Below are 14,890 nucleotides of genomic sequence, written 5' to 3'. Positions count from 1 at the left end.
TCTGGATGCTGTGGAGTCGAGCGTCAGAGATCGACGGCGACGTCGCCGACCGGGGCGTTGATGCAGATCTGGATTCGCGTTCCGGGCTCCGAATCGAGTTCACCGGTCCGCACGTCGCGGGTGCAGCCGGAGAGCCGGACAGCCGTGCACGAGTGGCAGATTCCCATCCGGCAACCGTGCTCGGGTGTCAGACCCGCGTTCTCGGCGTGCTCGAGAACCGTCACGCCGGTGTTGTCGGCGACGACACCCGACGAGGCGAACGACACCGTGCCGGTGGCGTCGTCCGGATCGACCGTGTAGGTCGGCGGTGTGAATTCCTCGACGTGGACGAGGTTCTCGGCGCCGTCTCGGGCGTAGACGTCCCGAACACGGGACACCAGGCCCGCAGGCCCGCACACGTAGACCGGAGTATCGGCGAACCACGGTGCGACAGCCTGGAGGTGGGCGGCGTCGAAACGCCCCTGGAGAGCGCCGTCACCCGACCGGGTGTACACGAGAACGACCTCGACGTTGGGGAGCGCCGCGAGGGCATCGAGTGCCTCGCGCCGCGGGACATGCGCCGGAGTCCGGGCGTAGTACAGAAACGTGACCGCACCGGTGTGCCCTTCGGCGGCGAGTCCCTCGAGCATCGACAGCACCGGGGTGATCCCCGATCCACCGCCGATGAGGATCAGTCGCTCGGATCGCGGTGTCGGGAGCACGAAATCGCCCGCCGGTTCACCGAGTTCGACGACGAGTCCGGGTTGCGCGTGTTCGTAGAGGTGGCGGGAGACGATCCCGTCCGGGTGCAACCCCACCGTGAACACGATCGGCCCGCTGCCGTCACGTACTGCACCGGGGGCGTACGCAGGTGAGTAGGTCCGGGTGTGCCGCACGCCGTCGACCGTGATCGACAGCGGAACGTGGCTTCCCGGTTCGAACCGCACGGGACGTGCCGGGCTCACGGTGAACGTCACCGATCCTGAGGCATTTCGGTCCACGTGTGTAATCCGAGCACGGGTGACGGAAGTGGCGAGCAGAGGATCGACAAGCTCGAGGTACCGATCGGGATGATGCGGACTCGAGAGGGTCCCCAGGGCGCTGACGAGCACTTTTCGAGCGAAGGTCCGCGCATGGTCTACAGGGGGGAGGTGGCGCGCAATCATTGGTGCCTGCCTTCCGAACGACATCGGATTCTGAGTGCACATCCGTGCACTCAAGTAAGTGTGACAGGCGGTAGCTCCCCCGTGTCAACCTGTTTGTGACCCCGATTACACCCGCTGCCCGTGCCGACCACCGATCTGCCTACACTCGAACCGTGTCCGCAGCACCCGCCCCGTCCTCCACGACCCGAGCACAGCGCAAGGAACGCACCCGTCAGGCACTTCTCGACGCGGCGCTCGAGCTGTCCTCGGACCGGGGCCTTGCCGGCGTCAGCCTGCGCGAGGTCGCACGGCACGCCGGAATCGTGCCGACCGCGTTCTACCGCCACTTCGCCTCCATGGAAGAGCTCGGCGTCACCCTCGCCGCCGATACGATGCGCGTGTTGCGACGCCTGCTGCGCGACGCGCGACGTTCCCCCGGTCCCGCCACCGCCCGCGAGTCACTCCGCATTCTGGTGCGTGAAGTGCGGGTACACGAGCCCGCCTTCCGCTTCCTCGCGCGTGAACGTCACGGAGGCCAACCGGAAGTCGCACGCGCCATCACGACCGAACTGCGTTTGCTCGCCGGCGAACTGGCCGCAGACCTCGCCCGCACACCCGGGCTCGAACAGTGGCCGTTCGACGACCTCGAGATGGTGGCCGACCTGCTGGTCACCGCGATGCTCGACGTCGTGCTGGAACTGCTGTCGGTGCCACGGCCCGGCAGCCCCGAGGAAGCAGAAGTGATCACCCGTGCGGAAAAACAGATGCGGCTGATCCTGCTCGGCATGGCCGCCTGGAAGCCGACACACAACTGACCCGATCTCCGTACCGTGGAGGTCATGAGCGGAAACGCCGAAACGACACTGGGTGATCTGACCTTCGATGTCCGGGTTGCGGGACCGCCCGGCGGCCCTCCGGTGGTGCTGCTGCACGGTTTTCCCGAGACTGCACGGAGTTGGACGGCCGTCGCCCGCCTGCTCGTACGCGACGGATACCGGGTGATCGCACCCGATCAGCGCGGTTACTCTCCCGGTGCACGACCCGAGGGCGTAGGCCATTACGAGATCTCCGCCCTCGCCGGAGACGTGATAGGACTGCTCGACGATTTCGAGATCGACCAGGCTCACCTCGTGGGACACGACTGGGGCGCCGCGGTCGCATGGCACACCGCCGCGCACCACCGCGACCGCGTCTCCACGCTCACCGGGTTCTCGGTGCCGCATCTCGCTGCGTACGGCTGGGCACTGCGGGAGGACGACGACCAGCGCGCCCGCTCGTCGTACATCCAGCTGCTGCGCATGGAGGACAAGGCCGAATCCGTGTTGCTCGAGGACGACGCCCGTAGGCTGCGGGCGATGTTCGATCCGAGCGTCGACCGCGACTCGGTGGACCACTACGTCCGGACGCTGTCCCGTCCGGGCGCGCTCACCGCGGCACTGAACTGGTATCGCGCCATGTCGCGCGAGTGGGAATCGACCCCGCCGGTACAGGTGCCGACAACCTACGTCTGGAGCACCGGGGACTCGGCGATCGGTTCCGCCGCGGCGGAACGGTGCCACGAATTCGTCGATGCCGATTACGAATTCGTCGTACTTCCGGACGTCTCGCACTGGATTCCGGAAGAAGCACCCGCCGCCGCCGCCGACGCCATCCGGCGCCGGGCCGGAACCGCGGCAGGCGGCTGACCGCTCACCGGCGAGATTCTGTCAGCGGTAGTTCGGATTGTTGAACTCCGGTATCTCGATGCTGATAGGCCGCAACTCGGACATGTAGAGCAGCACGAACTGACGGAGCAACTCGTCGAACGTCCAATACGCCTCGGGAGCGAGCGGAAGCGGGAGCAGTCCCTCGCGGACGGCGACGAACGGTCCCCACGCGACGTCGAGGAGGGTGCCCCACACCGGCTCGCGGGGAATGTTCAACCAGTCGGCGATCTCGTTTCCGAGCATGAAACGAGTCAGGGCACCCAGGATCGGCCGGGTCAGCAGCGTGAAGTCGAGTCCCGCACCGAGATCGAGCAGGATGTCGGCGAGCTTGATGCCCTCCGGCGTGGGAGCGAGGATCGGATCCAGCACCTCCACGGCCTGGGATTCGGCCTGGTCCCACGTGGCGGGTATGTACTGGTCCTCGATGCCGAGCATGTGGGCACTGATCTGCCACGAGTGCAGGAAACCGTCGGCTTCGGCAGCCGCAATGGGCACCTTCCATGCCTTCAAGGTGCGCATGACCGTGGTGGGCAGGCTGTGCCAGGTCACCATCATGTCGTGCTGGCTGATCGGGATGTTCTCCGGAGCGGCGTGCTCCCAGTGCGGAGACTGCGGCAGGAGATGACGAACCGCAGCATGAACCAGCCTGGTCTTCACGGCGGTCACTGCCATTTCGCCGTCGGGCAGGTAGGCGTTGCGAGTTCCGATGTCGTAGCCCAGCTTTGCCGTTTTCGAGATGCGGCGCTTCATGTTCGCGCCGCCCTGGGAGTAGTAGACAGCGAGCGCTTCCTTGGGTATGACCGTGCTCATCATGCCGCTGGCGAAGCCGTAGAGGACGCCGAGATACAACCCGCGCTTCTGGTTGAAACGCACGGCTGTCTCGAGCTTGCCCGGATCCGCCCAGGCAGGCAACTGCCGCGCCTGCTCCATGAACTCTCTCAGGTCCCCCGGCAGGCCGTCGGGGAGCGGCTGAGCGTTCTTGGTCCAGGTCCGGAGGAGTTCGTTGACTCTCGGCACATCCCCGCGGTCCAGCAGCGAGGCCACCAGCGGATCGGCCTCCGTGTCCCATACCGTCCTCGGATCGGCACCGCTCCCCGCGCCGGGAATCGACCCGGCGGGAGACCATCTCCACGGCTGCGCGTGGGCGGGAGCGGCAAGCGAGAACGCTCCCAGTGCGCCGAGTGCGCCGCTCAGTTCGAGCATTCTGCGTCTACTCAGATTCTCCATCGGTACCTTCCCCGGCCGGCAGATGATGCAATGAGACATATTTTGTGTCTCTGTAACATCAGAACACAATCGCCCTTCCCGGGCGGGGGTTTTCCGACAGGCACCGCAGTAGACTCAGGATCCCAGGAGGACACCGTGGAACAAGCCCCGCTCGTCCGCAGCACGAACGTGGAGTCGCTGCTCGATCGCGCATATCACGACGCCGTCGAACAGCCCGGCGACGAGGACCGCACCCGCACGCGACTCCTCGACGCCGCATACGAGCAGTTCTGCCGCCTCGGTATCCAGCGCTCCTCGATGGAAGACATCGCGCGGCGCGCGCAATTGTCGCGGATCACGGTGTACCGGAAGTTCGAGTCGAAGGACGCCCTGGTCGATCAAGTGGTCCTTCGCGAAATCCGCCGCTATTTCACGCGGTTCCTCGACGACATCGCACGTGCCGACACCGCAGCCGATCGCGTCGTCGCCGGCTTCGTCAGTTCACTCCACGCCGTCCGCACCAACCCGCTCATCGGCGGTCTCCTCGAGGCGGAACCCACGTTGCTCGCCGGTTCCGTGGTGGGCAACGGGGAAGAAATGCTGGCAACCGTACGGGCTTTCGTCGCGGGCCAGCTTCGCCGTGAACAACAGGCCGGCAACATTTCGCACGCGCTGGATACGGATCTGGTCGCCGAGATGATGGTGCGGATCTCCGCATCCTTCCTCACCTATCCCAGCCGCCTGGTCGATCTCGACGACGATGCCCAACTGGCGCGAATCGCTCGCCGATTTCTCGTGCCGATGCTGGATCCGGCCGACTCGTCCGGCCCTACGGTGTAGATCCGCCGAACGACGGACACGAGCTCACGGACGGGCGTGCGCGTCGGGCGCGCGGACCGCGAGAAGCGCCGCGAGACCGATCGCGAGCACGAGCAGCAGACCGACGATGCCTGCGCGGTCGGTGGCGAACCACCATGCGAAGAATCCGAAGAGCGTCGGCGCGAGGAACGACACCGCACGACCGGTCGTCGCGTAGAGGCCGAACATCTGCCCCTCCCGCCCGTGCGGCGTGAGCCTGACGAGGAAGGTGCGGGCCGACGACTGGGCGGGGCCGACGAACAGGCACAGCACCAGTCCGAAGATCCAGAACATCGTCGGACCGGAGACCACCAGCAGCACCGTTCCCGCGGCGATCATCGCGATCAGCGAACCGACGATGACGGTTTTGGGGCCCAACCGGTCGTCGACGCGCCCGGCGGCGAGGGCACCGAGGGCCGAGACGACATTGGCCGCGACGCCGAAGAGCAACACGTCCGCCGCGCTGATCCCGTACACGTTGACGGCCAGCACCGCACCGAAGGTGAACACACCCGCCAAACCGTCCCGGAACAGCGCAGATGCGCCGAGATACCAGATGGTGCGGCGGTCGACCAGCCACAGCTCGCGCAGATCGCGCCAGAGCACGCGATAGGACTCGACGATGCCGACCCGACGTGTCTCGTCGCCGCGCTCGACCGGTTTTTCCGGTATCGACCACAGCACAGGCAACGCGAAGACTGCGAACCACACCGCTGCCAGCAGCGCCACGAGGCGGATGTTGGCACCGCCGTCGGTGGAGACCCCGAACAGACCGCGCACGTCTCCGTCGCCCGAGATGAAACCGGCATAGCACACCAGCAACAGCACGATCCCGCCGAAATAGCCCATGGCCCAACCGAATCCGGAGACCCGTCCGAGATTGTCCTCGGTGGAGACCTGCCGCAGCATCGCGTTGTACGGAACCTGCGCAAGCTCGGCGGCCACGGATGCGGCACCGAGCAGGACAAGACCGAGCCAGAGATAGCGGTAGTCGTCGCGCACGAAGTACATGCCCGCCATCGCCGCGACCGTGAGCGCAGTCAATATCGCGAGCGAACGTTTCCGGCGTCCCGCCGCGTCGAACCTCTGTCCGAAGATCGGTGCGGTGACCGCGATGATCGCACCCGAGATACCCAGTGCCCACCCGAGCCACGAGGTCGCCGAGACGGTGCCGGGCAGGTCGTCGCCCACCGCATCGGTGAGATAGACCGAGAAGACGAAGGTGAGGATCACCGCGTGGAACGCGGAAGATCCCCAGTCCCACAGACCCCACGCGAAGACCTGTCTGCCCGTCGCGGCACCCCCGGCCCCGGCCGGAGCGTGCGTGTGTGCGCTCATGGTGCGCAGCCTAAGCCGCTCGGGACCGATCGTCCCCGCACCGGCGTCGCGAGTCGCACCCGGCCGACACCGCGGACCCGTCCCGGCCCGATCCCGCTAGGCTGACCCACCGTGACTCTGCCGAATCCCCATCCCGATGCCCGCGCCGTCGTCACCGGAGCTTCTTCCGGTATCGGCGAAGCCCTCGCCACCGAACTCGCCGCACGTGGGCACTCCCTGATTCTCGTCGCACGACGAGGCGAGGTCATGGAATCCCTCGCCGCCACGCTGCGCACCGAACACGGCGTCGCCGTGGAGGTACGTGCCTGCGACCTGTCCGACCGCGACGCGCGCGCAGTCCTCGTCGACGAACTCGCCGGACGCCGCATCAGCATCCTCTGCAACAACGCGGGAATCGCCACCTTCGGTGCGGTCGCCGAACTCGACCCGGCATACGAACGCGCCCAGGTCGAACTCAACGCCGTCGCGGTGCACGATCTCACCCTCGCGGTGCTGCCGCAGATGGTCGAGCGCAAGTCCGGTGCGATCCTCATGGTCGGGTCTGCCGCCGGCAACATGCCCATCCCCCACAACGCGACCTACGCCGCGACCAAGGCCTTCGTCAACACGTTCTCCGAGTCGCTGCGCGGCGAGCTCAAAGGCACCGGCGTCCACATCACGCTTCTCGCTCCCGGACCGGTGCGCACCGAGGAACCCGACCCTGCCGAGGCGTCGATCGTCGACAAACTCGTGCCCGACTTCCTGTGGATCTCGAGCGCCCACACCGCCAAGGTGTCGCTCGACGCCCTCGCTGCCAACCGGATGCGCATCGTGCCCGGTGTGATCAGCAAGGCGATGTCGGCGGCGGGACAGTTCGCCCCCCGGTCGGTCTCCGCACCGATCGCCGGTGCCTTCTACCGCAAACTCGGGTCGGACTAACGCCTGCGGCGGCGTCCGGTTCCGAAAATGCTGCGGCCGATCTCCCGGCCCGCCGCGGACGCCGCCGACCGCAGGAAGCTCTTGACCGCCGGACTCCCGAGCGCCTGTTCGATCGTCGACGGCTCGTCGTCGCGTGCAGACTCCGGCAGGACCTCGTCGGCACCCGCGGGCAGCGGCGAGGCCTCGAACTCCGGATCGACATCCGGGGCGCCGGCCACCGACGCGGACAGTTTCTCGTACGCCGATTCACGGTCGACGGTGCGGCCGTACTTCCCGTAGAGCGGGCTGGACTGGGCGGCCGCAAGGATCGCGTTCTCCCCCACCGACCCCATCCGGGAGCGAGGCGGCCGGATCAGCGTCCATGCCACAGGTGTGGGCGCGCCGGTCTCCGACAGCACCGTCACAACCGCTTCCCCGGTTCCGAGCGCGGTCAGTGCCTCGCCGAGGTCGTACGCGTCCGTCGCCGGATAGGTGCGAACGATCTTGTCCAGCGCATCGCGATCCTCCGGGGTGAACGCACGCACTGCGTGCTGAATACGAGCCCCGAGCTGAGACAACACCGGCCGGGGCACATCCGAGGGCAACTGGGTGCAGAAGACGATCCCCACGCCCTTCGAGCGGATCAGCTTGACGGTCTGCTCGACCTGACGCAGGAACGCCTTGGACGCGTCGGTGAACAGCAGATGCGCCTCGTCGAACACGAACACCAACTTCGGCTTCTCGAGGTCCCCGACCTCCGGCAGAGCCTGGAACAGGTCCGCGAGCAGCCACATCAGAAATGTGGAGAACAACGCCGGCTGTGTCGCTCGATCGCCGAGTTCGAACAGGCTGATGACGCCCTGGCCGTCGACGAACCGGAGCAGATCCTCGGTCTCGAATTCCGGCTCACCGAAGAAGGTGTCGCCCCCGGCGTGCTCGAGATTGACGAGCGCGCGCAGGATCACCCCGGCCGTAGCTCCGGACACCCCGCCGATGCTCTGGAGATCGGCCTTTCCCTCGTCGCTCGTCAAGTGCCTGATGACCTCGCTCAAGTCCTTCAGGTCCAGCAACGCCAGCCCCCGCTGGTCGGCCCAGTGGAAGATCAGGCCGAGTGTGGACTCCTGGGTCGCGTTGAGTTCGAGCACCTTGCTCAGCAGGATCGGTCCGAACGACGTGACGGTCGCACGGACCGGGATGCCCGCCCCCTCGGTGCCGAGCGAATAGAACTGCACCGGATATCCACGCGGCTCCCACGACTCGTCGCCGGTGTCGATCGCGCGCGCGACGATCTTCTCCTCGATCACGCCTTCTCCGGTGAGACCGGACAGATCGCCTTTGACATCGGCCATCACCACGGGCACCCCGGCGGACGACAGCTGCTCGGCGATCAACTGCAGTGTTGCGGTCTTGCCCGTTCCGGTGGCGCCCGCCACTAGCCCGTGCCGGTTCATCGTGGCCAGAGGGATGCGCACCTTCGCCGACGGGTCGGCCACACCGTCGAGTACGACGGCGCCGAGTTCGAGCGCGGGACCTGTCGCCGCGTACCCGGCGGCGATCCGTGCGGCCGCGCCCGCCGGCGTGGACTCGTCGTCGTGGTGGTCGGGGAGCTCGGTGTCGTCCGGCATACGGATGCTCCTTACGGCGCGCGTGTGACCACTGCAATGCCACTGCCGACCTTAACTTGTCCGACGCCTGACTACGCTGTATCTCGTGCAGGACAAACTCGTATGGATCGATTGTGAGATGACCGGACTGCGGCTCGACAGCGACAAGCTGATCGAGATCGCGGCACTGGTGACCGATAGCGAACTCAACGTGCTCGGCGAAGGCGTGGACATCGTCATCCATGCCGACGACGAAGCACTCGCGGCGATGCCGGAGGTCGTGCAGCAGATGCACGCCCGCTCGGGGCTCACCGAGGAAGTGCGCCGCTCGACGGTCGGGCTCGCGGAAGCCGAGAAGCTGGTGCTCGACTACATCCGAGAACACGTCGGGGAAGCGGGCACGGCGCCGCTCGCCGGTAACTCGATCGGCACCGACCGGGGGTTCATCACCCGCGACATGCCCGAACTCGACAGCTACCTCCATTACCGGATGGTCGACGTGAGTTCGATCAAGGAGCTGTGCCGCCGCTGGTACCCGCGTATCTACTTCGGGCAGCCGGAAAAGGGGTTGTCGCACCGGGCACTGGCCGACATCAAGGAGTCGATCCGCGAACTCCGCTACTACCGGCGTACCGCCTTCGTTGCCGCACCCGGACCGTCCCCCGAGGACATCGCCGCGGTCGTGGAGGACCTCGGACCGGCCTGACCTGCCGATTCGTTATTTCCGGCAAAGTCACGCTAGTATCTCTACCGCAGGCGCAAGCGGCCCCGGCCACATGCGAATGCGATGGTGAGTGTAGTTCAGTTGGTAGAGCACCAGGTTGTGATCCTGGCTGTCGCGGGTTCGAGTCCCGTCACTCACCCGATAGAAGGCCCCCGACCGGCGATCCCGGTCGGGGGCCTTTTCCGTTGCCGTGATGCCCCGGCCGCGGGACGCAATTCTTCGTTTTCCGGTCGTTATCGATCTGCGAGTACGCGCGCGACGAACGGCGTGGAGTCGAGTGCCGAGAGCTCGATGACCGTGAGGTGATCGGCGTCGTATACGCGGTAGTCGACGTCGGCACCCCCGGCGGACATGTCGGCGGCGAGCTTTGCAGACAACGGCAACGGCACCACCCTGTCGTCCACACCGTGACCGAAGAACAGGGGACGGTCGTAGCCGGTGGTGGGGACGGCGAGGTACTCGGCCAGAGCGGCGGGGAGGTCGCCCTGCGACAGCGGACGCGCGGGCAAGTCGCCGATTCCGGTATCCCGCACGGACGCGTTGAGCTCGCCGATGCAGAGAACCTCCGCTCGGTCCAGCACCTCGCGGCCGGCCGGGGTGAGGTAGCCGTCCACGTCGACCTGCGGATAGGCGTCGCGGAGGCCGGCGAACAGATAGCCGCTGAATGCCGTCAGTCCCGAGAGGCCGGGATCCGGGAAGCCCGGCACGCCCAGGATGAACAGGTTCTCGAGGTTGGCGGGCACTCCCGTCGCGACCGTGCCCCGGAAGTCCAGTTCGGGGGCGCGCCGCGTCGCGATGTGCGCGGTGTGGACTGCGGCGTGGCCACCCTGCGAATGACCGACCACTACCCACCGCTCGGAGAGCGGGGCGCCGGTGGCCCGTGCGGCGCGGACGCTGTCCACGATGCTGTTCGCGGCACTCGGGCCGTCGAGGTAGCGGTGCAGGCCTTCCGAGCCCAGCCCCGGATAGTCGGCGGCCACCACGGCGTATCCCTGGTCGAGCCAGTGCCGGAGGTACGACTTCTCGAGTGCCGGCCGAGGCGTATCGGTGGTGAATGCACAGTCGTCGGCTATACCGACGGTGCCGTGCGCCCAGGCGACCACAGGGAATCCGCCCTCCGGCGCTGTTCTCTCGGGCAGGAACAGCGCGCCGGTGGCGACCGTGTCCTCACCGGAGCGCCACTCGGTGCGGTATTCGAGCTTTTCCGCGATCGGTGCACCCGGGAGGGACAGCTCGGGCGGGAGGGGCTGCACCGACACGATCTCTCCCGGCGGCGGAGAACCCACCGGCTCGGCATCCGCCGGCGGCGCCGTCACGGAGGCCACCAGCACCGTCGCGATCACCGAGGTGATCCACCACGACTCCCGATCCCGGACTTGCATCATGGACGCCTCCTCGAGATCGGGACGACGGGTCAGGTATCGGCGTTGCCGGCCTTCCACGTCGACCACGGGATGTTCCAGTCGCCGAGGCCCTCGGTGCCCTCGAGGGTTCCGCCGACGGTGTTCCGGACTATGACGATGTCGCCGCGCTTGGTGTTGTCGAAGATCCACTTGGCATTCGCAGGACTCAGATTGAGACAGCCGTGGCTCACGTTGCGCACGCCCTGGTCACCGAGCGACCACGGCGCCGAGTGGAAGAAGATGCCGCTGTACGACATGCGGGTCGCCCAGTCCACGGGCGTGCGGTACCCCTCGGGCGCATCCGTCGGAACCCCGTAGGTCGAGGAATCCATGATCAGGTGCTCGAAGCGGTCGCCGATGACGTACACCCCGTTCGGGGTGGGGGCGGCGTCCTTGCCGAAAGACGTGGGCATCGTCATCACGTCGGCGCCGTTGCGGTTGACGGTGACCTGCTTGGTGTTGTCGTCGGCGGTGATGACCACCGCATCACCGATCGTGAACGAGGAGTGGACGTCGTCCTGGCCGAACAAGCCGTCGCCGAGATCCTTGCCGTAGACGTCCACGTCCACCGTGACGGTCGTCCCGGGTGTCCAGTACTGCTCGGGACGCCAGCGCACCTCCCGGTTGCTGAGCCAGTAGAAGGCGCCCTCGACCGGCGGGTCGGTCACCACGGTGATCGCTTCCTCGGCCGCGCGCCGGTCCGGAATGTTCTCGTCGAACTGGACTGCCACTGGCTGTCCGATACCGACTACCGCCCCGTCGCCGGGCATCACATACGGCTGGGTCAGATTGCCCGGTGCCGAGGTGGTGAAGGACGCGACGGTCGTTGCCGACCCGCCCAGACCGTAGGCGACGGTTTCGAGGGTGTACTCCCGGTTGTACCCGAGCGGTTCGGTGTTGACCCACGTCAGGCCGTCCGGGGCGAGTTCACCCGCGACGGGTTCCCCCGCGGGATTGAGCAGCGTCACGGAGTCGAGTTTTCCGTTGATCACCGACACCGTTACGGGATCGATCGGGGAGAACCCGATGTCCCCGTCGGTGACGCTGGACGAGACAGTGGGCTTGATCAGTGCCGCAAGAGGATTGGAATCGATCGGCACCTCTTCCGCGCCGGAACCCGACCCGCCCGAGCATGCGGTGACGAACGCCATGAGCCCGACGAGCAACATCCCGAGCACCGCCCCGGCGCTTCGCCGCCGAGGATGCGTCACACTTCCAGCCTTCACTGCCATTCTCCGATTCCGCCCCTCCCCACAAGGCACCGAAATTGCACGTCATACGTCCTGTTCGATGATGCCAGTCGGTCGTCCGTCTCGACGACCGACTCCCCCGCTGTCGATAACGTTCCGATGACAATCGGTCGCCGCTGCGCGTTCGTTACATGACTCCGCCGTGAAAATCGCCGTGACCAGCCGATTTGGTGCGGTAGTCGAAGGTGTGTAATCTTCTTTTCGTCGCCGGGACAACAGCCCGGAGACACCAGCCAAGCGCCATTAGCTCAATTGGCAGAGCAGCTGACTCTTAATCAGCGGGTTCGGGGTTCGAGTCCCTGATGGCGCACCACAAAGATCCCCTTCCGGCAACGCCGGGAGGGGATCTTTCGTTTGCGCGACCGGAACTGTGATGTTCCCCAAACGCACTGTGCCCGCGCCATCGGCGCGGGCACAGTGTTCGGGATCGGGGGTGTCAGCGCAGGATTTTGCGCAGCACCAGCAGACCCACCACGGTGCCCGCCGCCACCAACGCGTACTTCTTCACCGCCGGCTGGTTGATCTTCGCGACGAGCGTCTGCTTCGTGCTCGCCACCAGATTCTTCGGGTTGGCGCGAACGCTCAGTTCGTCCAGCGTGCCCGCGAGCTGGTTCCGGGCCTTTTCGATCTCCCGCTCGATGTCCTCGGTGTCCCTACCCACGTGATCCTCCAGAAGGTCGCTGCAGTGTGCTGCGACCACGGTAGTGGACGATCGGTCTACTACTGTCGCGGACATGACCGAAAACAACAGACTCTCCCCCGGCGACCCCGCTCCCGACTTCACACTTCCGGACGCCGACGGCAACGAAGTCTCGTTGTCCGACTATCGCGGACGCAAGGTGATCGTCTACTTCTACCCGGCCGCGAGCACGCCGGGCTGCACGAAGCAGGCGTGTGACTTCCGGGACAACCTCGCCGAACTCGGTGACGCGGGACTCGACGTGATCGGCATCTCCCCCGACAAGCCGGCCAAGCTCGCCAAGTTCCGCGACAACGAGGGACTCACTTTCCCGTTGCTGTCCGATCCGGACAGGGCCACGCTCACCGCGTGGGGAGCGTTCGGTGAGAAGAAGATGTACGGCAAGACCGTCACCGGGGTGATCCGGTCGACGTTCGTGGTCGATGCGGACGGCAAGATCGAGGTCGCCCAGTACAACGTGCGTGCGACCGGGCACGTCGCGAAGCTGCGACGCGACCTCTCGGTCTAACCGAACCCGAGCGAGCGCATCACCAGAGCTTCGGCGACGGCAAGATTCTCGATCTCCGACGGATCGACACTCTCGTTGGGAGCGTGGATCACGCAGCGCGGTTCCTCCACACCGAGCAGGGCGATCTCGGCACCCGGCACCGCACGCTGCAGCGCGGTGCACAGCGGGATCGATCCGCCCTGCCCGGCCGAGCCGACGTCGCGGCCGTACGCGGTCTCGAGGGCGGCGCGCAGCGCGGTATAGCCCGGGCCGTCGGTAGCCGCGCGGAACGGTTCGCCGACGACTTCCCGTTCGATGCGCACGTGTGCGCCCCACGGCACATGTGCCTCGAGGTGTGCGACGAGCGCGTCCTGCGCTGTCAGCGCATCGACCCCCGGTGGCACGCGGAGATTCAGGCGCGCCGACGCGCGCGGCACGATCGCCGCCGCGGACCCCACGACCGGCGGGGCGTCGATTCCCAGAACGGTGAGCGCGGGTCGCGCCCACACCGCGTCGGCCACGGTGGCGGAGGTCGGGAGCGACACTCCCGCGAGCACTCCGGCATCCGACCGGAAGCGCTCTTCGGGGTACGGCACACCGTCCCAGGTCGCGGTGGCGTCGAGGCCGTCCACGACGGTGTTTCCGTCGTCGTCACGCAGTGTGCCGAGCAGTCGCACCAGCGCGGCGAGCGCATCCGGGGCGCCTCCGCCGTACATACCGGAGTGGACGGGCCCGGCGAGGGTTTCGAGGTGAACGACGACGTTCGCCGTGCCGCGCAGGGTGGTGGTCAGAGTGGGCTGACCCACTTCGGCGTTGCCGCAGTCCCCGACGACGATGAGATCCGCGGTGAACAGGTCGGGTCGCGCGGCCACGAGGTGCTCGAGGCCCTCTCCGCCCATCTCCTCCGAACCTTCGACGACCACTCGCACGCCGACGGGTAACGCGCCGTCCGCGAGCAACGCGCGCAGGGCGAGCAGGTGCATCACGATGTTGCCCTTGCAGTCCGCCGCGCCCCGGCCGTACCAGCGTCCGTCGCGTTCGGTGAGCACGAAAGGCGGGCTTTCCCATTTGGCTTCGTCGCCGGGAGGCTGGATGTCGTAATGGCTGTAGAGCAGGACGGTCGGTGCTCCGGGCGGAGCCGGGGTGTGACCGATCACGGCATGTGATCCGTCCACCGTCTCGACGAGATCGACCTGTTCGATGCCGGCTTCTGCGAACGCGTCGCGCACCCACCGGGCCGCCTCGACGCATTCTTCGACCGGGTATTGGCGCGGGTCGGCCACGGATCGGAACGCGACCAGCGTTTCGAGTTCGCTTCGGGCGGTGCCCATGGAATTCCGCACCCGGTCACGAATCCGCTGCACGGTCTCTGCGTCGGTCATCGAATCTCCTCCTGCGGCCGGGACGACAACCTCCGCTTCGACCCGAGGTGGTCTCCTCACATCCTAGGACCGGGGCCGGCACCGCCACGTGTGCACGCCGCGAGCACGTCACCCGTTCCGGTGTTCCGCGCCCGGAGCCCAGCACAACCCGGGTTATTGCCACTCGCGTACACAGCAAGTGCTCGGTATTCGCGAACGGTACGGCTAGCCT

14 protein-coding genes and 2 tRNA genes are annotated in these 14,890 nt (G+C 66.8%); 8 read left to right on the top strand and 8 right to left on the bottom strand.

Annotation, left to right across the window (positions count from 1 at the left end; genetic code table 11):
• Window positions 1–23 precede the first annotated feature (23 nt).
• Window positions 24–1,145 (bottom strand): ferredoxin reductase, encoded by a 1,122-nt coding sequence (locus ACLQ3J_RS00270; protein ID WP_169653207.1) that lies wholly within the window; start codon window positions 1,143–1,145, stop codon window positions 24–26.
• Window positions 1,146–1,297: 152 nt separating this feature from the next.
• Here ACLQ3J_RS00270 and ACLQ3J_RS00265 point away from each other — a divergent pair, with 152 nt between their 5' ends.
• Both ACLQ3J_RS00265 and ACLQ3J_RS00260 read left to right on the top strand, forming a co-directional pair.
• Window positions 1,298–1,939 carry a TetR family transcriptional regulator gene (locus tag ACLQ3J_RS00265; protein WP_169620447.1) on the top strand — a complete coding sequence of 214 codons (642 nt, stop codon included), beginning with the start codon at window positions 1,298–1,300 and terminating at the stop codon, window positions 1,937–1,939.
• Window positions 1,940–1,963: 24 nt separating this feature from the next.
• Window positions 1,964–2,809: an alpha/beta fold hydrolase gene (locus tag ACLQ3J_RS00260; protein ID WP_425901861.1), complete on the top strand. Its 846-nt coding sequence runs from the start codon at window positions 1,964–1,966 to the stop codon at window positions 2,807–2,809.
• A 21-nt stretch (window positions 2,810–2,830) separates the two neighbouring features.
• Here the strand turns inward: ACLQ3J_RS00260 and ACLQ3J_RS00255 are convergent, their stop codons facing one another.
• A complete protein-coding gene (locus tag ACLQ3J_RS00255) occupies window positions 2,831–4,057 on the bottom strand; it encodes an oxygenase MpaB family protein (RefSeq protein WP_425901860.1) in 1,227 nt (408 codons plus the stop codon).
• 135 nt (window positions 4,058–4,192) lie between these two features.
• On the opposite strand from ACLQ3J_RS00255, the gene ACLQ3J_RS00250 reads away from it, so the two are divergent.
• Window positions 4,193–4,876: a TetR/AcrR family transcriptional regulator gene (locus ACLQ3J_RS00250; RefSeq protein ID WP_296551111.1), complete on the top strand. Its 684-nt coding sequence runs from the start codon at window positions 4,193–4,195 to the stop codon at window positions 4,874–4,876.
• A gap of 24 nt (window positions 4,877–4,900) precedes the next feature.
• Here ACLQ3J_RS00250 and ACLQ3J_RS00245 read toward each other — a convergent pair whose 3' ends face one another.
• Entirely contained in the window at window positions 4,901–6,232 is a 1,332-nt protein-coding gene (locus ACLQ3J_RS00245) for an MFS transporter (RefSeq protein WP_425901859.1), read from the bottom strand.
• Between the two features lie 111 nt (window positions 6,233–6,343).
• Here ACLQ3J_RS00245 and cmrA point away from each other — a divergent pair, with 111 nt between their 5' ends.
• The gene (gene cmrA / locus ACLQ3J_RS00240; RefSeq protein WP_169620442.1) at window positions 6,344–7,150 is read left to right on the top strand and encodes a mycolate reductase; all 807 of its coding nucleotides are present in this window, start codon (window positions 6,344–6,346) and stop codon (window positions 7,148–7,150) included.
• Here cmrA and ACLQ3J_RS00235 read toward each other — a convergent pair.
• Window positions 7,147–8,754 carry a helicase HerA-like domain-containing protein gene (locus tag ACLQ3J_RS00235; protein ID WP_425901857.1) on the bottom strand — a complete coding sequence of 536 codons (1,608 nt, stop codon included), beginning with the start codon at window positions 8,752–8,754 and terminating at the stop codon, window positions 7,147–7,149. The two genes, cmrA and ACLQ3J_RS00235, sit on opposite strands and share 4 nt — an antisense overlap.
• An 85-nt stretch (window positions 8,755–8,839) precedes the next feature.
• Here ACLQ3J_RS00235 and orn point away from each other — a divergent pair, with 85 nt between their 5' ends.
• Together orn and ACLQ3J_RS00225 are read left to right on the top strand one after the other, a co-directional pair.
• Window positions 8,840–9,439, top strand: coding sequence for an oligoribonuclease (gene orn / locus ACLQ3J_RS00230; protein WP_169653200.1), 600 nt, complete (start codon window positions 8,840–8,842; stop codon window positions 9,437–9,439).
• Window positions 9,440–9,523: 84 nt separating this feature from the next.
• Window positions 9,524–9,596: transfer RNA gene (locus tag ACLQ3J_RS00225), tRNA-His, on the top strand.
• 94 nt (window positions 9,597–9,690) lie between these two features.
• On the opposite strand, the gene ACLQ3J_RS00220 is transcribed toward ACLQ3J_RS00225, so the two are convergent.
• Both ACLQ3J_RS00220 and ACLQ3J_RS00215 read right to left on the bottom strand, forming a co-directional pair.
• Entirely contained in the window at window positions 9,691–10,839 is a 1,149-nt protein-coding gene (locus ACLQ3J_RS00220; protein ID WP_425902259.1) for a lipase family protein, read from the bottom strand.
• Between the two features lie 32 nt (window positions 10,840–10,871).
• The gene (locus ACLQ3J_RS00215; RefSeq protein ID WP_425902258.1) at window positions 10,872–12,011 is read right to left on the bottom strand and encodes a L,D-transpeptidase; all 1,140 of its coding nucleotides are present in this window, start codon (window positions 12,009–12,011) and stop codon (window positions 10,872–10,874) included.
• A gap of 336 nt (window positions 12,012–12,347) precedes the next feature.
• Here ACLQ3J_RS00215 and ACLQ3J_RS00210 point away from each other — a divergent pair.
• A tRNA-Lys gene (locus ACLQ3J_RS00210) sits at window positions 12,348–12,423 on the top strand.
• A gap of 123 nt (window positions 12,424–12,546) precedes the next feature.
• Here ACLQ3J_RS00210 and ACLQ3J_RS00205 read toward each other — a convergent pair.
• A complete protein-coding gene (locus ACLQ3J_RS00205; RefSeq protein WP_169653199.1) occupies window positions 12,547–12,771 on the bottom strand; it encodes a DUF3618 domain-containing protein in 225 nt (74 codons plus the stop codon).
• A gap of 73 nt (window positions 12,772–12,844) precedes the next feature.
• Between ACLQ3J_RS00205 and bcp the strand changes: the two genes are divergently transcribed.
• Entirely contained in the window at window positions 12,845–13,318 is a 474-nt protein-coding gene (gene bcp, locus ACLQ3J_RS00200) for a thioredoxin-dependent thiol peroxidase (RefSeq protein WP_425901855.1), read from the top strand.
• Here the strand turns inward: bcp and ACLQ3J_RS00195 are convergent.
• Entirely contained in the window at window positions 13,315–14,679 is a 1,365-nt protein-coding gene (locus tag ACLQ3J_RS00195) for a dipeptidase (RefSeq protein ID WP_425901853.1), read from the bottom strand. The genes bcp and ACLQ3J_RS00195 overlap by 4 nt on opposite strands.
• Window positions 14,680–14,890: the final 211 nt, after the last annotated feature.

This window comes from Rhodococcus sp. DT1, assembly GCF_049844875.1.
Classification (GTDB): Bacteria; Actinomycetota; Actinomycetes; order Mycobacteriales; family Mycobacteriaceae; genus Rhodococcus.
Note: the sequence above shows the minus strand (reverse complement) of the source record. Positions and strands in the feature narration are given on the sequence as shown.